This is a genomic window from Sulfitobacter sediminis (assembly GCF_040811725.1).
GTDB lineage: Bacteria > Pseudomonadota > Alphaproteobacteria > Rhodobacterales > Rhodobacteraceae > Sulfitobacter > Sulfitobacter sediminis.
In genome coordinates this window covers 25,157-48,762 of record NZ_JBFNXX010000013.1, presented here as the reverse complement: position 1 = coordinate 48,762, position 23,606 = coordinate 25,157, and the positions used below count along the sequence as shown (strand labels likewise).

General features: G+C 61.9%; 22 protein-coding genes and 1 pseudogene. 18 read left to right on the top strand and 5 right to left on the bottom strand.

Annotation, left to right across the window (positions count from 1 at the left end):
• Positions 1-50: 50 nt before the first annotated feature.
• From AB2B41_RS16280 to AB2B41_RS16240, 9 genes are all read left to right on the top strand, one after another.
• Positions 51-1,301 carry a Zn-dependent hydrolase gene (locus AB2B41_RS16280; protein ID WP_367878871.1) on the top strand — a complete coding sequence of 417 codons (1,251 nt, stop codon included), beginning with the start codon at positions 51-53 and terminating at the stop codon, positions 1,299-1,301.
• A gap of 52 nt (positions 1,302-1,353) precedes the next feature.
• Positions 1,354-1,677, top strand: coding sequence for a hypothetical protein (locus tag AB2B41_RS16275; RefSeq protein ID WP_367878870.1), 324 nt, complete (start codon positions 1,354-1,356; stop codon positions 1,675-1,677).
• 70 nt (positions 1,678-1,747) lie between these two features.
• Complete coding sequence (hydA, locus tag AB2B41_RS16270; protein ID WP_367878869.1) at positions 1,748-3,208, top strand: dihydropyrimidinase; 1,461 nt, start codon at positions 1,748-1,750, stop codon at positions 3,206-3,208.
• Positions 3,142-3,855: a hypothetical protein gene (locus AB2B41_RS16265; protein ID WP_367878868.1), complete on the top strand. Its 714-nt coding sequence runs from the start codon at positions 3,142-3,144 to the stop codon at positions 3,853-3,855. Before hydA ends, AB2B41_RS16265 begins: the two co-directional genes overlap by 67 nt.
• Positions 3,852-4,631: an ABC transporter ATP-binding protein gene (locus tag AB2B41_RS16260; protein ID WP_367878867.1), complete on the top strand. Its 780-nt coding sequence runs from the start codon at positions 3,852-3,854 to the stop codon at positions 4,629-4,631. The genes AB2B41_RS16265 and AB2B41_RS16260 overlap by 4 nt, the downstream gene beginning before the upstream one ends.
• 138 nt (positions 4,632-4,769) lie before the next feature.
• A complete protein-coding gene (locus tag AB2B41_RS16255) occupies positions 4,770-5,690 on the top strand; it encodes an ABC transporter permease (RefSeq protein ID WP_367878866.1) in 921 nt (306 codons plus the stop codon).
• A complete protein-coding gene (locus AB2B41_RS16250; protein ID WP_367878865.1) occupies positions 5,687-6,529 on the top strand; it encodes an ABC transporter permease in 843 nt (280 codons plus the stop codon). Before AB2B41_RS16255 ends, AB2B41_RS16250 begins: the two co-directional genes overlap by 4 nt.
• Positions 6,530-6,574: 45 nt before the next feature.
• The gene (locus AB2B41_RS16245) at positions 6,575-7,570 is read left to right on the top strand and encodes an ABC transporter substrate-binding protein (RefSeq protein WP_367878954.1); all 996 of its coding nucleotides are present in this window, start codon (positions 6,575-6,577) and stop codon (positions 7,568-7,570) included.
• A 72-nt stretch (positions 7,571-7,642) separates the two neighbouring features.
• Positions 7,643-8,038, top strand: a complete 396-nt coding sequence (locus AB2B41_RS16240) for a nuclear transport factor 2 family protein (RefSeq protein WP_367878864.1) — start codon at positions 7,643-7,645, stop codon at positions 8,036-8,038.
• Between the two features lie 63 nt (positions 8,039-8,101).
• Here AB2B41_RS16240 and AB2B41_RS16235 read toward each other — a convergent pair whose 3' ends face one another.
• The gene (locus AB2B41_RS16235) at positions 8,102-8,653 is read right to left on the bottom strand and encodes a L,D-transpeptidase (protein ID WP_367878863.1); all 552 of its coding nucleotides are present in this window, start codon (positions 8,651-8,653) and stop codon (positions 8,102-8,104) included.
• A 482-nt stretch (positions 8,654-9,135) separates the two neighbouring features.
• Here AB2B41_RS16235 and AB2B41_RS16230 point away from each other — a divergent pair, with 482 nt between their 5' ends.
• Positions 9,136-10,095, top strand: coding sequence for a PleD family two-component system response regulator (locus AB2B41_RS16230; RefSeq protein ID WP_367878862.1), 960 nt, complete (start codon positions 9,136-9,138; stop codon positions 10,093-10,095).
• 97 nt (positions 10,096-10,192) lie between these two features.
• On the opposite strand, the gene AB2B41_RS16225 is transcribed toward AB2B41_RS16230, so the two are convergent.
• Positions 10,193-10,399 (bottom strand): cold-shock protein, encoded by a 207-nt coding sequence (locus tag AB2B41_RS16225; RefSeq protein WP_367878861.1) that lies wholly within the window; start codon positions 10,397-10,399, stop codon positions 10,193-10,195.
• Between the two features lie 210 nt (positions 10,400-10,609).
• Here AB2B41_RS16225 and AB2B41_RS16220 point away from each other — a divergent pair, with 210 nt between their 5' ends.
• Positions 10,610-11,134, top strand: a complete 525-nt coding sequence (locus tag AB2B41_RS16220) for an REP-associated tyrosine transposase (RefSeq protein ID WP_367878860.1) — start codon at positions 10,610-10,612, stop codon at positions 11,132-11,134.
• Between the two features lie 114 nt (positions 11,135-11,248).
• Here AB2B41_RS16220 and ettA read toward each other — a convergent pair whose 3' ends face one another.
• A complete protein-coding gene (gene ettA / locus AB2B41_RS16215) occupies positions 11,249-12,904 on the bottom strand; it encodes an energy-dependent translational throttle protein EttA (protein WP_367878859.1) in 1,656 nt (551 codons plus the stop codon).
• Between the two features lie 396 nt (positions 12,905-13,300).
• On the opposite strand from ettA, the gene AB2B41_RS16210 reads away from it, so the two are divergent.
• Genes AB2B41_RS16210 through AB2B41_RS16200 form a run of 3 tightly spaced genes read left to right on the top strand, consistent with a single transcriptional unit; the run spans position 13,301 to position 15,986 of the window.
• Positions 13,301-13,741, top strand: coding sequence for a universal stress protein (locus tag AB2B41_RS16210; RefSeq protein WP_367878858.1), 441 nt, complete (start codon positions 13,301-13,303; stop codon positions 13,739-13,741).
• A 16-nt stretch (positions 13,742-13,757) separates the two neighbouring features.
• The gene (locus tag AB2B41_RS16205) at positions 13,758-15,308 is read left to right on the top strand and encodes an alanine/glycine:cation symporter family protein (RefSeq protein ID WP_367878857.1); all 1,551 of its coding nucleotides are present in this window, start codon (positions 13,758-13,760) and stop codon (positions 15,306-15,308) included.
• 21 nt (positions 15,309-15,329) lie between these two features.
• The gene (locus AB2B41_RS16200; protein WP_420014306.1) at positions 15,330-15,986 is read left to right on the top strand and encodes a nicotinate-nucleotide adenylyltransferase; all 657 of its coding nucleotides are present in this window, start codon (positions 15,330-15,332) and stop codon (positions 15,984-15,986) included.
• Here AB2B41_RS16200 and AB2B41_RS16195 read toward each other — a convergent pair.
• Positions 15,969-16,793 (bottom strand): DMT family transporter, encoded by an 825-nt coding sequence (locus AB2B41_RS16195; protein ID WP_367878856.1) that lies wholly within the window; start codon positions 16,791-16,793, stop codon positions 15,969-15,971. The genes AB2B41_RS16200 and AB2B41_RS16195 overlap by 18 nt on opposite strands.
• A gap of 86 nt (positions 16,794-16,879) precedes the next feature.
• Between AB2B41_RS16195 and dacB the strand changes: the two genes are divergently transcribed.
• Positions 16,880-18,382: a D-alanyl-D-alanine carboxypeptidase/D-alanyl-D-alanine endopeptidase gene (dacB, locus tag AB2B41_RS16190; protein ID WP_367878855.1), complete on the top strand. Its 1,503-nt coding sequence runs from the start codon at positions 16,880-16,882 to the stop codon at positions 18,380-18,382.
• Positions 18,383-18,473: 91 nt separating this feature from the next.
• On the opposite strand, the gene AB2B41_RS16185 is transcribed toward dacB, so the two are convergent.
• The gene (locus AB2B41_RS16185; protein ID WP_367878854.1) at positions 18,474-18,896 is read right to left on the bottom strand and encodes a tellurite resistance TerB family protein; all 423 of its coding nucleotides are present in this window, start codon (positions 18,894-18,896) and stop codon (positions 18,474-18,476) included.
• Between the two features lie 121 nt (positions 18,897-19,017).
• Here AB2B41_RS16185 and AB2B41_RS16180 point away from each other — a divergent pair, with 121 nt between their 5' ends.
• From AB2B41_RS16180 to AB2B41_RS16170, 3 genes and pseudogenes are all read left to right on the top strand, one after another.
• A complete protein-coding gene (locus AB2B41_RS16180) occupies positions 19,018-20,598 on the top strand; it encodes a lysine--tRNA ligase (RefSeq protein WP_367878853.1) in 1,581 nt (526 codons plus the stop codon).
• Positions 20,599-20,658: 60 nt separating this feature from the next.
• Positions 20,659-21,072 carry a DUF4864 domain-containing protein gene (locus tag AB2B41_RS16175; RefSeq protein ID WP_367878852.1) on the top strand — a complete coding sequence of 138 codons (414 nt, stop codon included), beginning with the start codon at positions 20,659-20,661 and terminating at the stop codon, positions 21,070-21,072.
• Positions 21,073-21,276: 204 nt separating this feature from the next.
• Positions 21,277-23,564, top strand: a pseudogene (locus AB2B41_RS16170) (right-handed parallel beta-helix repeat-containing protein).
• The last annotated feature ends 42 nt before the right edge of the window (positions 23,565-23,606 follow it).

Genomic DNA, 23,606 nt, shown 5'->3' with positions numbered 1-23,606 from the left:
GATTTACCAAATGGTAAAAATTTTCAGCCGAAAGCCGAAGGAGCCTGCCCATGCCCGCCCCCGGAGAGAACCTCAAGATCAACCCGGACCGTTTGTGGGACAGCCTGATGGAAATGGCCAAGATCGGCCCCGGCGTGGCGGGCGGCAACAACCGCCAGACGCTGACCGATGCGGATGCCGAAGGCCGGGCGCTATTCCAGAAATGGTGTGAGGACGCGGGCTGTACCATGGGGCTGGACCAGATGGGCAACATGTTCGCGCGGCGCGAGGGTACGGACCCGGAAGCGCTGCCGGTCTATGTCGGATCGCATCTGGATACGCAGCCGACGGGGGGAAAGTACGACGGGGTCCTGGGTGTGCTTGGGGGACTGGAGATCATCCGGACGCTGAACGATCTCGGGATCAAAACCAAGCATCCCATCGTGGTGACAAATTTCACCAACGAGGAAGGCACGCGCTATGCGCCGGCGATGCTGTCCTCGGGGGTGTTTGCGGGGATTCACACGCAGGACTGGGCCTATGACCGCGTCGATGCGGAGGGCAAGAAATTCGGCGATGAATTGCAGCGGATCGGCTGGCGCGGCGACGAGGAAGTAGGCGCGCGGAAGATGAAGGCATTCTTTGAACTGCATATCGAGCAGGGGCCCATTCTGGAGGCCGAGGGCAAGGACATCGGGGTTGTCACACACGGGCAGGGCTTGTCCTGGACCCAGGTGACGGTGACGGGGAAGGATGCGCATACGGGCTCAACGCCGATGCCGATGCGGAAGAACGCGGGGCTGGGGATGGCGCGTATTCTGGAGAAGGTGGATGAGATTGCCTGGTCCCATAAGCCGCATGCAGTGGGGGCGGCGGGGCATATCGACGTCTATCCGAACTCGCGCAATGTGATCCCGGGGAAGGTGGTGTTCACGGTGGATTTCCGGTCGCCGGAACTGAGTGTGATCGAGGATATGGAGAAGCGCCTGCGTATCGAGGGCCAGAAGGTCGCCGATGACATGGGGCTGGAGATCGCCTTTGAGAAGGTCGGCGGGTTCGATCCGGTGGCCTTTGACGAAGGCTGTGTTTCGGCCATTCGGAATGCGGCGGAGCGGTTGGGGTATTCCCATATGAACCTGATTTCTGGGGCCGGGCATGATGCCTGCTGGATCAACCGGGTGGCACCGACGGCGATGGTGATGTGCCCTTGTGTGGACGGGCTAAGCCACAACGAGGCGGAGGAGATCACGCGCGAATGGGCGCAGGCGGGCGCGGATGTGCTGATGCATGCGGTTGTCGAGACGGCGGAGGTCGTGGGGTGATCGATTTCTTCGAAGAAATCGGGCCGGAGTTTTCGAAAACTCCGGGGTGCGCGTGATCGAGCCGGAGCTCTCCATCGGCGCGCGGATCGACGCGCTGCTGGATGCGGAGATCGCGGAGGCGATGGCCGCCGAGGACCGGGTTATGCGGCGTACGGCGGAGGCCTTTCAGCTTACGCGCCGCGCGCCGCGGGAAGTGACGGTGAATTTCTCGGGCGGGATCACGCAAAGGTGCTGGTCGGTGTCGAAGGGGGATGGAACCTATCGCGTGGTATACCTGCCGACGGCGGGGTATTTTTCGCTTTGCGTGGAGAGCGATTTCGGGCCGCTGGATATCGGCGTGCATGGGCCGGCGTTGGGATGTTTCGGATCGGTGTGACATTCGGGGCTCTGCCCCGGACCCCGGGACTTTATAGGGCCAGAAAGAGAATGAAGACGGGAGAGTTGACATGAGCAAGGTGATCAAGGGCGGGCAGGTCTGTACGGCGGACCGGACCTGGGAAGCGGATGTGCTGATCGAGAGCGAGAAAATCGTCAAGATCGGGGAGGACCTGAAGGGGGACGAGTGTATCGATGCCGAGGGGGCCTATGTGATCCCCGGCGGGATTGATCCGCATACGCATCTGGAGATGCCGTTCATGGGGACGACGGCGGCGGAGACCTTCGAGACCGGGACCTGGGCGGCGGCCTGTGGGGGGACGACGATGGTGGTGGATTTCTGTCTGCCGGGGGCGGATGGGTCGATCAAGAACGCGATCAACGAATGGCACCGCAAGTCGGCGCCGCAGATTTGCTCCGACGTCGGCTATCACATGGCGATCACCGGGTGGGACGAGAACGTCTTTAACGAGATGAAGGACGCCGTGGATATGGGCGTCAATTCGTTCAAGCATTTCATGGCCTACAAAGGCGCCCTGATGATCGAGGACGACGAGATGTTCGCCTCTTTCAAGCGCTGTGCCGAATTGGGTGCGCTGCCGATGGTGCATGCGGAGAATGGGGACCTCGTCGCGGAGTTGCAGGAGAAATATTTCAACGAAGGGATCACCGGGCCGGAGGGGCATGCCTATTCGCGGCCGCCTGAGTTGGAAGGCGAGGCGGCGAACCGGGCGATCACGATTGCGGATGCGGCGGGGGTGCCTTTGTACATTGTCCACGTGTCCTGTGAGCAGGCGCATGAGGCGATCCGGCGGGCGCGGCAGAAGGGGATGCGGGTTTATGGGGAGCCGCTGATCCAGTTTCTGACGCTGGATGAGACGGAATATTTCAACAAGGATTGGGACCATGCGGCGCGGCGGGTGATGTCGCCGCCGTTCCGGTCGAAGGACCATCAGGATTCGCTTTGGGCGGGTCTTCAGGCCGGGTCGTTGCAGGTGGTTGCGACGGATCACGCGGCGTTCAATACCGAGCAGAAGCGGGCGGGGCGCAATGATTTCCGGATCATTCCGAACGGGTCGAACGGGTTGGAGGAGCGGCTGTCTGTTTTGTGGACGGAAGGGGTTGAGACGGGGCGGTTGACACCGAACGAGTTCGTCGCCTGTACCTCGACCAATGTGGCGAAGATTTTGAACATCTACCCGCGCAAGGGTGCGATTGTTGAAGGGGCGGATGCCGATATCGTGGTGTGGGATCCCAAGATCACCAAGACGATTTCGCCGGCGAACCATCATTCGATTTTGGATTACAACGTGTTCGAGGGCTTCGAGGTGACGGCGAATGCGCGGTATACGCTGAGCCGGGGGGACGTGATCTGGGCCTGGGGGCAGAACTCGCAGCCGCAGCCGGGGCGGGGAAAGTTTGTGCCGCGTCCGGCGTTCCCGTCTGCGTCGGTGGCGTTGTCGAAGTGGAAGGCTTTGACGAGCCCGAAGATGATCAAGCGCGATCCGTTGAATATTCCGGCGGGGATTTGATGTACCATCAAAACCCCGTTGGGTTTGAAAAGGAAAGTGCGAACTTCGGCACGATTGGTCGGACGATGGTTGAGTTGTCCAACCTAGAATGGGCGCACGACAAGTTCGTTTTGACAGTCAATGAGAAAGCACCTGACTTTGCCACGTCTCTCAGCAAAAAATTTCCGCGTCACTTAAAAGAGAAGACGGACTTTCTCATCCATGCAATTGCTCACATGCCGAAATTAAAGCAAGTTCCGATGTTTGGCGATGGCACACTCAATCTACAATGGTTGCAGTACCAACTCGATGAACTTTACCAGTTTAGGGCGGCGTTGGCTCATGGTTCTGTTCTCCTAACAGAAATTGACGACCGTGGAACGGTCTGGAAATTCGACAGATTTACAAGGCGTCGTTCGAATGTCTATGGGGAGCAACATAATTCCGTGGGCGATGGCTTCTTAGCGGACGTTTGCACCACGGCTGATGCTGTAGGTCACTACATCAACACTCTAACGAGAATGTTGGATGACAAGGAGTCTTGGGAAAGGGGCTACAAATGTGATCTGGAGATCAGGCAAAATCACCAGAAGATAGCGGAATTGGTAGAGTACGGGATAGTTGAAAGCGATCCTTTCGTAGATGCGTTGATCGGTTCAGCCAAATGACAAGCGTTATTTCAGCCCAATCCCTCGACCTGACCTTCCAGACGAACGACGGCCCCATCCACGCGCTCAAGGACGTGAACCTTGAGATCGAGGCGGGGGATTTCGTGTCTTTCATCGGGCCATCGGGCTGCGGGAAGACGACGTTTTTGCGGGTCATGGCGGACTTGGAGCAGCCCACCGGGGGGACGGTGACGGTGAACGGGGTGTCTCCGGCGGAGGCGCGGCGGGCGAGGGCCTATGGGTACGTGTTTCAGGCAGCGGGGCTGTATCCATGGCGGACGATTGGGGGGAATATTCGGCTGCCTTTGGAGATTATGGGTGTGCCAAGGCCTGAGCAGGCGGAGCGGGTTCGACGCGTGCTCGAGCTGGTGGACCTTGCGGGGTTTGAGCGGAAATTCCCGTGGCAACTCTCGGGGGGGATGCAGCAGCGGGCGTCGATTGCGCGGGCTTTGAGCTTTGACGCGGATATCCTGCTGATGGACGAGCCTTTCGGGGCGCTCGACGAGATCGTGCGGGATCATCTGAATGAGCAGTTGTTGAAGCTGTGGGAGCGGACCGGGAAGACGATTGCCTTTGTGACCCATTCGATCCCTGAGGCGGTGTATCTGTCGAGCAAGATCGTGGTGATGTCACCTCGACCCGGGCGGATCACGGATGTGATAGAGAGTCCTTTGCCAAAGGAGCGGCCTTTGGACATTCGCGATACGCCGGAATTCCTGGAGATTGCGCATCGGGTGCGCGAGGGGCTTCGGGCGGGGCATTCCTATGATGACTAGGGGGAGGCTCTTCGCGCCCCTGGCGGGGGCTCATCGCGGGTGGGGGCTGAAACGGCTGCCGCTGTGCGTGGTGCAGCCGGGGATGAGTCGTATTGGAAAGAAGAAGGGTCTGCCGTTCATGCCCTGTGGGGGCGGATCGTGAGGTCGATCCTGCCTGTCCTGACCGTGGTGGCGGCGATCCTGGGCTTCTGGCTGCTGGCTGTCATCCCGATGAACATGCATCTGGTCGCGGATCAGGCGCAGCGGGATGGGCTGGTTGTGACGCCTGGGGAGCCTGCCATGCGGCAGGAGGTGAGCGGGCTGGGGCTGGCGTTGCGGAATAGGCATTTGATCCCGCTGACCTATGATTTCGTGCGGCCCCGGCTGCCCGCGCCGCAGCAGGTGGCGGTGGAGTTGTGGGAGACGACGGCGGAGAAGAAGATCACCTCTAAGCGGTCGCTGGTTTACCATGGATGGGTGACGCTGGCGCCGACGCTTCTGGGCTTCGTCATCGGCACGGGGTTGGGGATATTGCTGGCGGTGGGGATCGTCTATTCGCGCGTCATGGACCGCAGCGTGATGCCCTGGGCCATCGTCAGCCAGACCATTCCGATCCTGGCGCTGGCACCGATGATCATCGTGGTGCTGGGGTCGATGGGGATACAGGGGCTGTTTCCGAAGTCGCTGATCGCGGCCTATCTGAGTTTCTTTCCGGTGGTCGTGGGCATGGTGAAGGGGTTGCGCAGCCCGGACGGGATGCAGCTTGATCTATTGCGCACCTATCATGCGTCGAACGGCCAAGGGTTCTGGAAGCTGCGGCTGCCGGCCTCGGTCCCCTATCTCTTTGCCTCTCTCAAGATCGGGATTTCGGCGTCGCTGGTGGGGACCATCGTGGCGGAGCTCCCCACGGGGGCCAAGGCGGGGTTCGGGGCGCGGATGCTGGTGGGGGATCAGTACGGGCAACCGCTGGTATCCTGGGCCGCGCTTTTCGCGGCGGCGATCACCGCAGCCGCCCTCGTGGGACTCTTCGGGCTGATCGAGCGGATGACCCTGCGGCGCATGGGGATGGCGGCGGCATGATCTGGGCGGTTCTGGCACTTCTGATCTGGGTGGCGGGCTGGTACCTGAATGTCCGGCTGGCCAACGGGGCGGCGTCGGACAATTGGGGCGTCAAGATCGCGGTGCCCGCGATTTTCGGCATCACGGTTCTGATCGTCTGGGAATTGCTGGTGCGGGGGTTCGAGATCAACCCGGTGATCCTGCCCGCACCTTCCGCGATTTTCGAACGGCTCCTAAGCGAAGGACCGCGGCTTTGGGCGGATTTCGAGCAGACGATCATCAAGGGGGCAATGTCGGGCTATATCATCGGGGGGCTCGCGGCCTTTGGCGTGGCGATCCTGGCCGACCGGTCGGAGTTCCTGACGCGGGGGATATTGCCGGTGGGGAGCTTCATGGCTGCGCTGCCCATCGTGGGGACCGCGCCGATTTTCGTCAAATGGCTGGGCAGCGACTGGCAGTCCAAGGCGGCGGTGGTCGCCGTCATGGTTTTCTTTCCGATCCTCGTGAACACGGTGGCGGGTCTGCGCGACACCACGGCGATGCAGCGCGACCTGATGCGGACCTATGGTGCGGGCTACTGGCCGACGCTGCTGAAACTGCGCCTGCCTGCGGCGATGCCGTTCATTTTCAACGGATTGAAGATCGGGACGACGCTGGCGCTGATCGGGGCGATCGTTGCCGAATTCTTCGGCTCGCCCACCGTGGGGATGGGCTTTCGCATTTCCACCAGCTTCGGTCAGCTTGCGCTCGACATGGTCTGGGCAGAGATTGTGATTGCGGCGCTTGCGGGCAGCGCGTTTTATGGGCTGATGGTGCTGATAGAAAAGCAGGTGACCTTCTGGCATCCGTCACAGAGATAAGACCCCGGCGAAGGGGCACAACAACCAACAAGGAGTATGACAATGATGAAGAAGATGATGTTGGCGGCGGCAGTTGCAGTCGGCATGGGCGGTGCACCCGTCTTTGCAGACGGGCACGCCAATTCCGTGACGCTGCAGTTGCAGTGGGTCACGCAGGCCCAGTTCGCGGGCTATTACGTGGCGCTCGACAAGGGGTTCTACGAGGAAGAAGGGCTCGAGGTCGAGATCCTCGCCGGCGGTCCCGACATCGCGCCGCCGCAGGTGCTGGCCGGTGGCGGTGCCGATGCCATGCTGAACTGGATGCCCTCTGCGCTGGCCGCGCGGGAAAAGGGTCTGCCGGTGGTGAACATCGCGCAGCCGTTCAAATCCTCTGGCCTGATGCTGACCTGCTGGAAGGACACAGGGATCACCGGGCCGCAGGATTTCAAGGGCAAGACCATCGGCGTCTGGTTCTTTGGCAATGAATATCCGTTCCTGAGCTGGATGAGCCAGGAAGGGATTTCGACCGAAGGGGGCGAGGACGGCGTGACGGTGCTCAAGCAGGGGTTCAACGTCGATCCGCTGCTGAACCGCGAGGCGGATTGCATCTCGACGATGACCTACAACGAATACGGTCAGGTGCTGGATGCGGGCGTGTCCGAAGATGAGCTGGTGACCTTCAAGTACGAGGACATGGGCGTGGCCACGCTGGAAGACGGCATCTACGTGCTGGAAGAAAACCTGCAGGACCCGGTCTTTGTCGACAAGATGGTGCGCTTCGTGCGCGCCTCGATGAAAGGCTGGAAGTATGCGGAAGCGAACCCGCAGGAAGCCGCCGAGATCGTTCTGGACAATGACGAGACCGGTGCCCAGACCGAGGCGCATCAGGTGCGCATGATGGGCGAGATCGCCAAGCTGACGGCTGGTTCCGACGGCTCGTTGGTCGAGGCGGATTTCCAGCGCACGGTGGATACGCTGCTTGCTGGTGGCTCCGACCCTGTGATCACCAAGCAGCCTGAAGGCGCCTGGACCCATGAGATCACGGACAAGGCGCTGAACTGACCCAGTTCCGAAATCCAAACCAGGGGCCGGCGCTGTGCGTCGGCCCTTTCTTATGCTGCAAGGAGTCGAGCCATGCCGGATACACCGCGTGACTTCGTTGCGCATTTCTGGACCGTGATGGGCGGCAATGACTTTACCGCCGCCAGCCTGCTGCTCTCGGAGGACTTCGAGTACTACATGCCGCAAACCGGGGAATACCTGACGGGTCGCGCGAATTTCGCCGGCCTGAATGCGACCTACCCTGCGCAGGGGCCCTGGCGTTTCGATCTGCGGCGGATCGTGGCGGAAGGGCGGGAGGTGGTGACCGAGGTGGGCGTCACCGACGGAGCGGTCAAGGCGGTCGCGTTAACCTTTCACACCCTGCGCGATGGGGTTATCTGGCGGCAGGTAGAGTATTGGCCCGATCCCTATCCCGCGCCCGCGAACCGGGCGCGATGGGTCAGCCAGGTCAAGAGCGCGCCCTTCTAACGGCTGATGCGAAAAGGGCCCGCATAAGCGCGGGCCCTTTCCTGAAACAGATGTACTGAGGCGTTACAGCACCGTCACCTTCGTGCCGATCGGCACCCGTTCGTACAGGTCGATGACGTGCTCGTTCATCATCCGGATGCAGCCGTTCGACACCGATCGCCCGATGGAATTGGGCTGGTTCGTGCCGTGGATGCGGAAGAACGTGTCCTTACCCCCTTCGAAGAGATAGAGCGCGCGGGCACCAAGCGGGTTGTCGGGGCCACCGGGCTGTGCGTCGGTATTGCCGATGAAACGCTTGTAGTTCTCCGGCTCACGCTCGATCATCTCGTCCGTCGGGCGCCATGTGGGCCATTCTTTCTTGACCGCGATGGTTGCGGTGCCGGTGAATTCGAAACCCGCCTTGCCGACGCCCACGCCATAGCGCATCGCGCGCCCCGGGGCGGTGACGAAGTAAAGGTAATGGCTGCGTGGCAGCACCAGAAGCTGCCCGGTTCCGAATTGGGATTTGATCGCCACTTCCTGCGGTCTGGGGTCGTAGGCGGCGGTCGAGGCCGCAAGTACCTGCGGCAGGGCAGCGGCGGCCAGGGTGCTGGCCAGGAAAGTGCGGCGGTCCATGGGACGCTCCATAATTCAGATTTCGGAGACACCATTTTCGCAAAGCGTTCCTCATTATCAACCCTGCCGCGCCAGAATTCGCCCCATTGTTGCCGAGCGGACAGTCAAATTGCCGTGTGCTTGTCACCGATGACGGATGGGCGACGCAGGCCGTCTGCGCGATCAAGACGGAAAGACGGCAGAGACGGGGCCGCGAATCCTTCCTTTTGGGCGCGTTCCCCGAAACCGCGACTCACTATAATATGTCGGATCGACGCTCTCCCCTGAAAATGTTCAAGAATTTGGCCGATTGCGGCGAGAATCCGGACGATCAGCGGGCCTTCAAAAGGCAGCGGCACATTCCCGCCACAATTGGGCCGAAAATATCTCGCGATCTTCAAATTGCCCGATCTTGAACACAATCCTGCCCGCAATCGTCAGCTTTCACTAAGGACATAAACCGTGGGGGTTTGGGCATCGCCCGACATACTGAGAGGAAGAAAATGCGTATTCTGGCTGTTGATGACGACCCCATCGTTCTGGACCTGCTGCGGGATGCCCTGACCGGTGATGACATGCAATGCGACCTGGTCTGCTGCGAGACCGCCGAGGACGCCATGGAAGTGATGGACACCGACCCCACCCAATTCGACTGTTTCCTGTTGGATATCATGCTGCCGGGTATCGACGGGATCGAGCTTTGCGACATGGTCCGCCAGAAGGCCGCCTACCGCGCGACGCCGATCATCATGATCACCGCCAGCCGCGACCCGAGCCTGATGGGCCGTGCCTTTGGCGCCGGTGCCACGGATTTCGTGACCAAGCCGCTCAACGGCCTCGATCTGGGCGCACGGATCAACACCGCCGCGATGCTGAACGACAGCCTGCTGCGTGAGCGTCAGGCCCAGCACTCGCTGGCCGAGATGACCGCCAAGATGCGCATCCGCTTCGACGAGGTGCTGGCGCTTGAAACCAAGGGCGTGACCGACTTCCGCACCCTTGAGAACGAGCTGCTGCGCCTGCCCGAAGGCTGCTACCAGATGCAACTTTTCTCTCTCGACGTGGTGGGACTGCGTGACGTGCATGAAAACGTCTCTGCCCCTGCCTTCCGTCAGCACCTTGAAGCCGTCGCAACGGCCGCGACCGGGGCGCTTGACGGGCTTACCTTCAAACTGGCCTACGCGGGCCAGGGACGTTTCGCCGGCTACATCACGGGCCGGGGCCGTCTGAAGACCGATGACGTGGTGTCCAAGGCGACCGCCGCCCTCCAGGCCGCCTGGGACACCGAGCGTTGCGAGGCGGACACGCCCCCGATGCTGCGCGTCGAAACGCTTTCCGACCGGCGCCTGTGGTCGGGCCGTTCTGCCGGGGACCGTCTGCACGAAGCGATGGAAGCGCTTGCGGTGCAGGAGGCCGCGGAGATGGAAGCGTTCGAGCCGGTCTTCGCGATGGCCGCGGAGTGAGCCAAAAGCGGCCCGTGCGGGGGCCGCGATATCCAGAATTTCTGGGTGGGATCAGGGGAGCGCCATTGGCGTTCCCCTGATTGCTTTCTTGGGGGCATCAGGCGAGCGCGATGTTCGCAGCGCTCTCGCGGCCGTCGCGGCCCGCTTCGACGTCGAAGGTCACCTTCTGATTGTCGGCGAGGCCGGTAAGGCCCGCGCGTTCAACGGCAGAGATGTGGACAAAAACGTCCTTGTTGCCGCCATCGGGTGCGATGAAGCCGAAGCCTTTGGTGGTGTTGAACCATTTGACTGTGCCAGTGGCCATAGTCGTGTCTCCTTTTGATACGTCATCCGCGTTGGTGCGATGACCCGGCGTTGGTCGGTCTAGTCGAACGTGGCGCCGGATTAAGGGAGACAGGGGGTCGAGGTAGAAAAACGTTAGCGAGGGGATGTGTGACAGGTTTGGGGGGTGGGGGCAAGGGGGCTCAGAGACTGCGTTTATCGTCTGTTAACCAAGTTCCTTCTTTCTTTGGACATGACCGCATACCGCCGCCTTCGTGTTCCTGGAGCGACCTACTTTTTCACGGTGACGCTAGCAGACCGAAACTCGGGCATTCTGATTGACCGGATTTCAGAACTGCGCCGCGCTTTTCGTCTAACGATGGACGAACGCCCATTCGTCTGCGATGCGGCTGTGATTCTCCCTGATCACCTGCACACCATCTGGACCTTGCCGGAAGGGGACGCAGATTTTTCGACACGTTGGAGGCTGATCAAGTCGCGTTTTTCGCGTGCTTCTGGAATACGCTCGCCCATTGGCGCTTCGCAATGTGCAAAGCAGGAGAGAGGCGTCTGGCAACGACGCTTCTGGGAACATTGCATTCGGGATGAGACGGATTTCGTCGCTCACTTGTCTTATTGCTGGGGTAATCCAGTCAAACACGGATATGTGTCTAGCCCAATGGCATGGCCGTTTTCGTCAATCCACCGGGACCGACTGAACGGCAGGGTTCCGATGGAATGGATTGGTGAACCGGAAGGTGACTTCGGAGAGCCGTAGGATGGGTGCTTGCACCCATCGTCTAGACAGGTAGATCGGAAAGATGGGTGCAAGCACCCATCCTACAGTTGACGGCGTGTTGAGATTGCAGGAATTGCCCAGCTCGCCCAAGCCCTACCGCACAAATTTCTTATGTTTCAACCGCTTCGGCTCCAGCGCATCCGCCCCGAGCCGCCGCTTCTTGTCCTCTTCGTAGTCCTCGAAGTTCCCCTCGAACCACTCCACATGCGCCTCGCCTTCGAAGGCGAGGATATGCGTACAAATCCGGTCGAGGAAGAAGCGGTCGTGCGAGATCACTACGGCACAGCCTGCGAAATCGACCAAAGCATCCTCAAGCGCCCGCAGCGTTTCCACGTCCAGGTCGTTGGTCGGTTCGTCGAGCAGCAGTACGTTGCCCCCCGACTTCAGCAGCCGCGCCATGTGCACCCGGTTACGTTCGCCGCCTGACAGGAGCCCCACCTTTTTCTGCTGATCCCCGCCCTTGAAGTTGAAGGATGAGCAATAGGCGCGGCTGTTCACCTCGGCATCGCCCAGCTTGATCAGCTCCGCGCCGCCGGTGATCGCCTCCCAGACGGTGTCGTTCGCGTTCAAGTCGTCGCGGGACTGGTCGACGTAGGACAGATCGACCGTGTCGCCGTATTCGATGGTGCCCGCGTCCGGTTTCTCCTGCCCGGTGAGCATCTTGAAGAGCGTCGACTTACCCGCGCCGTTGGGGCCGATCACGCCGACGATGCCGCCGGGGGGGAGCGAGAAGCTGAGGTTTTCGATCAGTTGCTTGTCGCCCATGTGTTTCGACAGCCCGTTCACCTCGATCACCTTGTTGCCAAGGCGCGGGCCGTTGGGGATGACGATCTGGGCGCGGCTGAGTTTCTCGCGCTCGGATTGGGCGGCCAGTTCGTTGTAGGCGTTGATCCGGGCCTTGGACTTGGCCTGCCGCGCCTTGGCGCCCTGCCGCATCCATTCCAGCTCGCGCTCAAGCGTTTTCTGCTTGGACTTGTCCTCGCGCGCTTCTTGCTCGAGCCGCTTGGCCTTCTGCTCCAGCCAGGCGGAGTAATTGCCCTCGTAGGGGATGCCGCGGCCGCGGTCCAGTTCGAGGATCCAGCCGGTGATGTCGTCGAGGAAATAGCGGTCGTGGGTGACGATCAGGATCGTGCCCTTGTAGTCGATGAGGTGCTGTTGCAGCCAGGCGATGGTTTCCGCGTCGAGGTGGTTGGTCGGTTCGTCGAGGAGCAGCATGTCGGGCGCTTCGAGCAGCAGCTTGCAGAGCGCCACGCGGCGCGCCTCACCACCCGAGAGCTTGGTGACATCGGCGTCGTCGGGCGGGCAGCGCAGCGCTTCCATTGAGACGTCGATCTGGCTGTCGAGGTCCCAGAGGTTCTGGGCGTCGATGTCGTCCTGCAATTTGGCCATCTCGTCGGCGGTCTCGTCCGAGTAGTTCATGGCCAATTCGTTGTAGCGGTCGAGGATCGCTTTTTTCTCGGCCACGCCCAGCATGACGTTTTCGCGCACCGTGAGGTTCGGGTCGAGCTTCGGCTCCTGCGGAAGATAGCCGACCTTGGCACCCTCGGCGGCCCAAGCCTCGCCCGAGTAATCCTTGTCGAGGCCCGCCATGATCTTGAGAAGCGTCGATTTACCGGCGCCGTTGACGCCGACCACACCAATCTTCACGCCCGGCAGGAAGTTGAGGTTGATGTTCTCGAACACCTTCTTGCCGCCCGGATAGGTCTTGGAGACACCGGACATGTGGTAAACGTACTGATAGGCGGCCATGGGCGGAATCCTGTCTGGGTTGAAAGGCTTTCGCAGTCCAATATCCCGCGCGCGGGGCAAGATCAACGCAAGGAGTGGGCATCGGCGGGCGCGGAGGTTGGTTCCGCGCACCGGGCGTATCGCCTGCGAAAATGGTGCGCGGGGCACTGGGATTCGACTGGTGGAGGGCGCGCAAGCGTCGGGGTTTTCTTTCCGCTTCGACTTCCGTTTCCCTGAATAACGGTCGATATGACTGTCCGTTTTCAAGTCTTAAGTCGATATGGACTGCGACATTTTGGTACACTCTCCGCCAACCTGTGGTTGTTCCGGGTCTCGGGGCAGGACACGGGGGAAACCGCGTACACGGCGATCCCGAACGAAGAACGCCGGTCGCGACAGGGACAGTAAGGAAATCACATGTCAAAAACCACAATCGTCGTGGGTCTGGACGGGTCGGAGGCCGGCGCGCGCGCGCTGGCCTTTGCCAAGGGACAGGCCAAGCTGATCGGGGATTGCGTCATCGCGATCTGTTACGTGATCGAATGGTCGCCCTTTACCTTCCAGACTCCGGAAGAGAACGAACAGCGCCACAGGCGGCGCGAGGAAGAGCTGAAGATCGCGCATGAACGGGTGCTCGATCCTGCGGTGAAAGAGACCGAGGCAGCGGGCTTTCAGGTCGTTGGGATCGTCCAGCACGGTGATGCGGCGGATATCCTCGATGCGACCGCGAAAAAGCATGAGGCGGCGCAGATCGTCGTGGGCCGTGTCGGTGCCCGCGGGCTGAAAGAGCGTGTTTTTGGCGGCGTCACCGGACGTCTGGCTGCGACAGCCAGCGTGCCGCTGACCATCATTCCGTGAGCCTGAGGGGGCAGATATGAACAGAATTCTTGCAACAGGTCTGACCGCTAGCGCGCTTGGCCTGCCGACGCTGGCTGCCGCGCAGGACGCGGTCAGCCTTGATCAGCGTGTGAACGACATTTTCGCCAATTCGACGGGCTGGTTCGTGAACCTGATCTTCATGAACCTGCCGGGGACGAATTTCCCGTGGATCGTGCTGTGGCTGGTGGTCGCGGCCTCGGTCTTCACGATCTATTTCGGGTTCATCCAGCTGCGCTCCTTTTCCCATGCGATCTCGCTGGTGAAGGGCGACTATTCCGATCCGAACGACGCGGGCGAGGTCAGCCACTTCCAGGCGCTGGCGACAGCGCTGTCCGGGACCGTGGGTCTGGGCAACATCGCCGGTGTGGCGGTGGCCGTGGGCATCGGCGGGCCGGGGGCGACCTTCTGGATGATCCTCGCGGGTCTGCTGGGGATGGCTTCGAAGTTCACCGAATGTACGCTCGGGGTGAAGTACCGCAATGAATACCCGGACGGCACCGTCTCGGGCGGGCCGATGTATTACATGACCAAGGGCTTCAAGGAACGTGGGCTGCCGGGCGGTGCCTTTCTGGCCGTGATGTTTGCGATCTTTACCATCGGTGGTGCGCTGGGTGGCGGGAACATGTTCCAGGCCAACCAGGCGCATGCGCAGATCACCCAGATCACCGGAGATTTCTCGGGTCTGATTACGGGCGTGATCTTTGCCGCCGTGGTGTTCATGGTGATCGTCGGTGGCATCAAGTCCATTGCGCAGGTGACTGAAAAGGTCGTGCCCTTCATGGGCATCCTTTATGTCGCCGCGGCACTGGTGATCCTGATCGTGAACGCGGACCAGATCGGCTGGGCCTTTGGGCAGATCTTCGAAGGAGCCTTTACGGGCCTTGGCGTTGCGGGTGGATTTGTCGGCGCGCTGATCCAAGGGTTCAAGCGGGCGGCCTTCTCGAACGAGGCGGGCGTTGGCTCGGCTGCCATCGCGCATTCGGCGGTCAAGACCAAGGAACCGATTACTGAAGGTGTCGTGTCGCTGCTGGAACCTTTCATCGACACGGTCGTGATCTGCACGATGACGGCGCTGGTGATCACCATCTCCGGTCAGCTGGTCATGGACCCGGCCACGGGCAACTTCATCCTGAACGAGGCGGGTTCGGCGATCCAGACCGTTGACGGCAATTCCGGGGTCGCGCTGACATCGGCGGCCTTTGCCACCGGGTTCAGCTGGTTCCCTTACGTGTTGGCGGTTGCGGTGATCCTCTTTGCCTTTTCGACCATGATCTCCTGGTCCTACTACGGGCTGAAGGCGTGGACGTACCTTTTCGGTGAGGGGAAAACGAAGGAGCTGATCTTCAAGGTGATCTTCTGCTTCTTCATCATCGTGGGGGCGGCGGCCAACCTTGGCGCGGTCATCGACTTCTCGGATGCGATGATCTTTGCCATGGCGGTCGTGAATATCACCGCGCTCTATTTCCTGATGCCCATCGTGAAGCGCGAGATGAACAGCTATTTCGCGCGGCTGAAGTCGGGTGAGATCGTCAAGCACGCGCACTAACCGCGTTGACATTGCGGGCTTATGCCCGTCCTTTCGGCCCCTGAAGCAATTCGGGGGCCGTTCTTGTTCCGCCATGACATTCCCTTTGCCGCGCCCGGTCAGGTGATCGGGCTTTTGGGCGGGTCGTTCGATCCGGCGCATGCGGGCCACGCGCATATCACGCGTGAGGCGCTCAAGCGGTTCGGGCTGGACCGGGTGTGGTGGCTGGTCTCTCCCGGTAATCCCCTGAAGGCGCGGGGGCCTGCGCCGCTCCAGACGCGCATGGCGCGGGCGCGCGAGGTGATGCGGCATCCGCGCGTCGAGGTGACGGATATCGAGGCGCGGCTGGGCACGCGGTATACGGCCGAGACGCTGGCGCGGATGCGGGCGCTTTATCCCGGTGTGCGCTTTGTCTGGCTGATGGGGGCGGACAACATGGCGCAGCTGCATCTGTGGCAGGACTGGCGGCAGATCATCGAAGGGGTCCCGGTGGGCGTGCTGGCGCGGCCCGGGCAGCGGATATCGGCCCGGATGAGCCGGGCTGCGGCGATTTACGCGTCCTATCGCATTCCGGGGCGGTTCAGTCATTTGCTGGCGGGGGCAGAGGCGCCTGCGTGGTGTTTCGTGAACGTGCCGATGGTCGATGTGTCCTCGACCGCGATCCGGGCTAGTGGTGCGTGGTCAGCGCAGGCGGGCTGAGGCAAGACCGGCGGTGATGATCACGGCGAGCCCGGCCCAGGTGAAAGCGTCGGGCAGGTCGCCGAAGATGGCCCAGCCGAGGATCACGGCGGCAATCAGCTGGAAATAGACGAGCGGTGCGAGGCGTGTGGCGGGCGCGATGCGGTAGGCGTAGAGCAGCATCAGGTTGCCGAGCATGGAGCAGAGCGCGGAGGTGAGCGTGAGGCCCGCGATGGTCGCTGTCCCCGGGGGGAGATGGCTGAGGCCGAGGGGGAGCAGCAGGAGCGCGCTGATCGACAGTTGGCTGAAGGTGAGGGCGATGGGCGTGCCGAGGCCGGAGAGCCAGCGGGACATCGTGAGGAACGCGCCGTAGCAGAGGCCCGCAACCACCGCCCAAAGGACACCGGGATCACTGCCCGCGCCGGGGCGGACGACGAGCAGCACGCCGAGAAAGCCCATGAGGATCAGCGCGCTGCGGAGCAGCGTCACGGGTTCGCGCAGGAAGATCATCGCGAGCGCGTAGCTGAAGATCGGGCCGATGAAGAAGGCGGCGAAGACGGTGGCCACGTCTGCGGTGCTGAGCGCGGTCTGAATGGCCGAGATGCCACCCGCGAGGATCGCCGCGCGCAGCCAGATGCGCCAGTCGCGCAGCAAGCGCAACGCATCGGGGCTGATGAAGGGCAGAACCATCAGCGTGCCAAGCGCAAAGCGCGACCACGCGACGAAGAGCGGCGATACGCCGAAGGTCGAGGTCAGAAGCTTGCCTGCGCTGTCGCCCGCGGGGATCAGGGACATGGCCAGGAACATAATCAGGACGGCGCGTTGCATGATGCCGCTTAGCATGGGGTCCGGGGCGTGAAAATGTGATACCGTGCTGCTTGTACGCGTCGCGCGGGTGCGCTTTAACTTGGGCCATGAGTGGCGGTCTTTCTCGGCGGAAGTTCCTTGGATCGGCAGCGGGTTTTGCGCTGGCCGGACAGGCGGCACTTGCCGCGCCGCCGACGACTTCCCTTCGCCCGGTGCTGCGCGGCCCGGAGTTCTTCAAACGCACCATTCCCGGTGCGGAAGAGATTATCCGGGACGCCAATCTGTCGGGGCAGGTGGCATTTGCGATGGCCGACGCGCGTACGGGTGCGTGGCTGGAGTGCGAGAACGAACAGACGGGTCTGCCGCCCGCAAGTGTGACCAAGGCGGTGACGGCGCTCTATGCGCTGAAGACGCTCGGGGCCGGGCATCGTTTCGAGACGCTGGTGGCCGCTTCGGGCGGCGTGACAAATGGCGAAGTGCAGGGCGATCTGCTGCTTATTGGTGGGGGCGATCCAACGCTCGACACCGACGGGCTGGCCGAGATGGCAGCGCGGCTGAAACAGGCCGGCATTCACGGCGTGAAGGGTGATTTCAAGGTCTACGAAGCCGGATTGCCGGTGATGCGCCAGATCGACCCGGCGCAGCCCGAACACGTGGGCTACAATCCGGCTGTTTCGGGACTGGCCTTGAATTTCAACCGGGTGCATTTCGAATGGAAGCGCGCCGACGGCAAATACGCCGTCACCATGGACGGTCGGTCACGCAAGTATCGGCCCGACGTGACCATCGCGGCGATGCGGATCGAGGACCGGTCGACGCCTGTCTATACCTATGCCGACCTGAACGGGCGCGATCAATGGACAGTGGCGCGCGGAGCCTTGGGGCAGGGCGGGGCGCGCTGGCTGCCGGTGCGGCGGCCTGGGCTTTATGCGGGCGAGGTTTTCGCAACGCTTGCCGGGGCGCATGGCATCCGGCTGCGCAAGCCGGAGGTGATCGACGCGCTGCCGACGCACGAGGTCCTCGTGCGGTTCGCCAGCGGCGATCTGCGCGACATCCTGCGGGACATGCTGCGGTTCTCGACCAACCTGACGGCCGAGATGGTGGGCCTTGCCGCGACGTCGAAGCGGTTGGGGCAGGTGGGCGACTTGCGCGCCTCGGCGGCGGAGATGAACCGCTGGGCGATTGATGCGCTAGACATGACCGCGCCCAAGCTAGTGGACCATTCGGGGCTGGGCGAGGACAGCCGACTGACCACGTTGGATATGGCCAAGGGGTTGCTGGCGGTACGGGATACCGATTTCCGGCCGATCCTGAAGTCTTTCGAATTCCGGGACGAAAAGGGCCGTCCGGTCAAGCAACAGGCGATCCGTGTGGACGCCAAGACCGGCACTCTGAATTTCGTCTCGACCCTGGCGGGCTATGTGACGGCGCGCGACGGGCGGGAGATGGCCTTTGCGATCTTTGCGGCCGATGACGCGGCGCGTGCCGGGATCAGCCGCGAGGAGCGCGAGCGGCCGCCCGGGGCGCGGTCGTGGAACCGGCGTGCCAAGCGGGTGCAACAGGCACTCATCGAGCGATGGGATGCGATGTACGGGCAAACGGAAGCCTGAGGCCGGTACCCTGTCCCCGTGGGGACAGACGGGAAATTTGCAGGCATGCCAATGACCTAATGGCCGTTAACACATTAATAACACAATGATTTCAACTGAGGTGGCGGGCGCGTGCGCCGCGTTCGATGGCGGCGGCGTGCAAACGGTCGATTTCAAGCTCGTAGCGGATTTCCTCGAGCAGCCGCAGCTCCGCCTCTTCGAGCGTTCCATCGGCGGCAGCGACATCGCAGGCCAGCGCGTAGGCTGTCTCGTAAAGGCGCGGAGGCAGCGCTTCCTTGACGAGGCCAAAGAGGGCGTCGAGACCGTCTTCCTGCTCGAAAAGGTCGAAAACCGTCTTGGTGATCGTGCTCATCCGGTCGGTGTCGTAGCCCGCGAAGATCGGCAGCATGTTCACGGCCGCCTGTATCTTGATCAGCTCTGCTGTGCGGATGTCCTCGTCCGAGGCCGAGACCGCCACCATGAGCGCGACAAGGCTGTCCTGTGCGCTGAGCGAGAGGGAGACGTCATCGGACATGGGGTTTCCTTTGGGATTTCATGTTGCGGTGCAGAATATTGACGGCTTGGGGGTGAGGCAATAGGTACACGCGCAGCCCGGCGCACATGGGGTGCGCGGCTGTGAAGAATGGATGATCCAGATGTCTGAGATGCGTGACGCGGCAATGACCAGCAAGGCGTGGCCTTTCGAAGAGGCCCGCGCGGTGTTGAAACGTTACGAGAAGGCACCGCCGGAGAAGGGCTATGTGCTGTTCGAGACGGGCTATGGGCCGTCCGGGCTCCCGCATATCGGGACCTTTGGCGAGGTGCTGCGCACGACGATGATCAAGCGGGCGTTCGAAGAGATTTCGGACATTCCGACGAAGCTTATTTGCTTCTCGGACGATCTTGATGGCATGCGCAAGGTGCCCGGCAACGTACCCCAGCAGGAGATGCTGGCGGAGCACATGCACAAGCCGTTGACATCCGTCCCCGATCCGTTCGGTGAGTACGAGAGCTTTGGGCATCACAACAACGCCATGCTGCGGCGGTTCCTTGATACCTTCGGATTCGAGTACGAGTTCTATTCGGCACGCGAGTTCTATAAGTCCGGGCAGTTCGACGAGATCCTGTTGCGGGCGGCGGAATGCTATGACGAGCTCATGGCGGTCATGCTGAAATCGCTGCGTGAAGAGCGGCGGCAGACCTACTCGATCTTCCTGCCCATTCATCCGCAGACGGGCCGCGTGATGTACGTTCCGATCAAGGAGGTGAATGCCAAGGATGGCACGATCACCTTCGACGACGAAGACGGGACTGAGATGACGCTGCCGGTGACGGGCGGCAATGTGAAGCTGCAGTGGAAGCCAGACTTTGGCGCGCGCTGGGCTGCGCTGGACGTGGATTTCGAGATGTACGGCAAGGAGCATGCCACGAACACGGCGATCTACGACCGGATTTGCGAGATACTGGGCGGCAAGAAGCCGAACCACTTCAGCTATGAGCTGTTCCTCGACGAGAACGGGCAGAAGATTTCGAAGTCCTCGGGCAACGGTATCTCGATTGACGAATGGCTGACCTATGCCAGCACCGAGAGCCTGTCTTATTTCATGTTCCTCAAGCCCAAGACGGCAAAGCGGCTTTATTTCGACGTGATCCCGAAGGCGATGGACGAGTATCACCAGCAGTTGCGCGCCTATGAGACGCAGGATGCGGCGGCGCGGGTGAACAACCCGGTATGGCATATCCACGGGGGCGATGTGCCGACGTCTGACATGGTGGTGCCGTTCTCGATGCTGCTGAACCTGGCGTCAGTGTCTTCTGCCGAGGACAAGTCGCAGCTTTGGGGGTTCATCCAGCGGTATGCGCCCGAGGCCTCGCCCGAGACGCATCCGGGGATGGATGCGGCGGCGGGGTACGCGGTGCGGTACTACAACGACTTCGTGAAGCCGCAGAAGGTGTTCCGCGCGCCGACTGAGTTGGAGCGCGAGGCGTTGGTCGAGTTGCGCGAAAAGCTGGTGGCCTGGGATGGCGGCCTTGATGCCGAGGAGTTGCAGTCGATGGTCTTTGCCGTGGGCAAGCCCCGGTTCGAGCCGCTGCGCGACTGGTTCACGGCGCTTTACGAGGTGCTCTTGGGCGCGTCGCAGGGGCCGCGATTTGGCGGGTTTATCGCACTTTATGGCGTGGACGAGACCGTGCAGCTGATCGACGACGCCTTGGCAGGAAAGCTGATGGCGGCTTGATGCGCTTGCCGTGACCTGACTGCGGATTACTTCTGATAGGCAGGTCACGGGAGAGCGATCATGTGGAAATCCATTCTCAATACCCTTGGCGGTGTGGCGCTGGGGCTGATGCTGGCCGTGGGGGCAGGGGCGCAGCAGGCTGAGATCGAAGGGACGATCAGCAGCCAGATCGAGGCCTTCAAGGCGGATGATTTCGAGCAGGCTTTCACCTATGCTTCCCCGCGCTTGCAGGATTTGTTCCAGACACCGCAGAACTTTCAGCGGATAGTGACGCAGGGCTATCCGATGGTCTGGCGTCCGGCGGATGTGCAGTATCTCGAACTGCTCGACCACGGCGGGTCGCTTTGGCAGAAGGTGCAGATCATTGACGAGAAGGGCGTGATGCACCTGCTGCTTTACCGGATGCAGGAGACCGAGGAAGGCTGGCGGATCGCGGGCGTGCAGATACTGGAAGCGCCGCAACCGACAGTCTGATCCGAGTTTCGTTTCAAAGCTAAGCGGCCTGCCCCGAGGGGCAGGCCGTTTTCGTTTGCGCCCCGCTGTTGCGCCCGACTGCGCGCGGTGATGTCAGCGGCGATTAAGCCTTCGTTGATACTTCCCTGCCCCGGCGGCCTCTGGTCGGGATGATGGGCAATCAGTCGGGGCGGCGCGCGCCTGCCCTGCGGAAAGGGATTATTGATGAACAAGGCGATTACCGAAGGTTTGGTTCTGATGCCGACATCGTTCACGCAAGGTTTGGACGTCTGGTCGAGCGGGGACGGGACGCCGGGGTCGGATACCTATGAGAACGCCGCGAACGCCCTGTTGATCGCGGCGGACCAGGATTTCGGCGGTGCGCTGGAACTGCTCAAGACGCAGAACACGCAAAAGGTTCGGTTCATGGGGCAGACGCCGATCCTGCCGGGGTGTTACCTGCGGATCAGCACGCGGGTGAAGGCGATCAGTGGCAACCTGCCTTCGGTCCGGATCGGCGGCTATCCGGCGCGCGGGGACGGGAGCCGGGTGGCGGGACTGCAGGAGTTTTCCTTTTTCACGACGCTGCAAAGCTACGGCGAGGTGGTCGAGATCAGCGCCATCGTCGGCACGGGGTCGCGCGGCGGGGTGGACATGCCCTGGGGGACGGAGCCGATCTACGGGCATTTCGGGATCGACCTTGTGGGGCCGAACGGCGGGATCGTGCGGGTGGATGACATCCAGATCGAGGATGTCACCTCGGTCTTTCTGCGCGACATGGTGTCGATTGTCGATGTGACGGATTTCGGGGCCGTGGGCGACGGGACGACCGATTGCACGACCGCCTTCGAGGCGGCGAATGCCGCGGCCAATGGGCGGACGTTTTTCGTGCCGGAGGGGGTGTTCCTGCTGAACAGCGATGTGACGGTCGATACGCCCGTCCGCTTTGAGGGGCGGGTGACGATGCCTGCGTCGGCGGTGCTGCTGCTCAGGCGCAACTTTGATCTGCCGACCTATATCGAGGCTTTCGAGGATGAGGAACTGGCCTTCAAGAAGGCGTTTCAGGCGCTCTTGAACAACGTCGATCACGAGACGCTGGACATGGGCGGGCGCAAGGTGAACGTCACGGAGCCTCTCGATATGCAGGGGGCTGTGCCGGACCGCACGAGCTATGCGACGCGGCGCGTCGTGCGGAACGGGCAGCTGGAGGCGGCGGCGAGTGCTGCGTGGAATACGGATGTCTTTTCCTCGCCCGCGACCTATGCGCCAACGGACTCGCGCACCCTGACGGCGGTCGACAACGTGTCGAGCATTCCCATCGGCGCGCTGGTAGAAGGGCCGGGCGTGGGGCGCGAGGTTTACGTGAGGGACAAGGACCTGACGCGGCAGGAGATCACGCTGAGCAAACCGCTTTACGGGGCGGCAGGGCGTCAGACGTACACCTTCCGCAAGTTCAAATACATCATCGACTTCGGCGGTTTGAGTCGCTCAGCAAGTTCGTGATGGCGGATATCGAGTTCCAGTGTAATGACCGGTGCAGCGGGATCATGCTGGCGCGGGGCGGGATCACCTTTCATTTGCGCGATTGTTTCGTCAGCCGTCCTGCGGACCGGGGGATCACCTCCATCGGGACGGGCTGCCAGGGGATGCTGATCGACAGGTGCCAGTTCCTGTCAGCGGAAGATGCGCTCGATGTGCCCGCGCGCAGGACCATCGGGTTCAACACCAACACCAACGACGCCAAGATCCGCAACAACCGGGCGACGCGGTTCCGGCACTTTGGACTTCTGGGCGGGTCGAACAACATCTTCACCGGCAACCACTTCTTTCAGGGCGATGAGGTGCCGGACGGCATCCGGTCCGCGGGAATCATTCTGGCCAGCAATTCGCCGGGGTCGATCATCTCGAACAACTACATCGACAACTGCTTTATCGAGTGGACGAATGAATATGATCCTGCCCCCGATTTCACGACCGGTTTTTCGTTCAGCTCGCTGAGTATCACGGACAACATGTTCCTGTCGGGTGACGTGGCCCCGTGGATCAGCTGGATCGTGGTGAAGCCCTATGGGACCGGACACTTCCTGAACGGGGTGGCAATCACCGGAAACCGGTTCCGCACGCTGAACGGCGCGGTGGACCGGGTGGAGCGGGTGGACACCACCTTTGCCGATCTCGACGACACCCGGAACAGAAACGTTGTAATGACCGGGAATTCCTTCCTCGGTATCACGACGCAGGCGTCGAACCCGGCGGTCATCGATTTTACGCAAGGGACGGAAGACACCGCCTGGGTCATCGTCGCGGGCGATCACCTGCCCTTTGGCGGGGAGACGCGGGCGGTGGAGAGCGTCATGGCCATCGGCGGCATCCGGAACGCAAACAACGTGCGGCAGTATGTCATGCCCTATGCGGATATCGGTTTCGGGCCGAACCGGGACCAGGTGCAGCTGGTCTGGCCCTCGGCGGTGCGGGGGCGGGTGATGGCCACGGTACGAATGGACAGCCGGTGAGGGCATTGCCCCGCGCCTTGCGCGGCGCGGGGCAATGGTCTG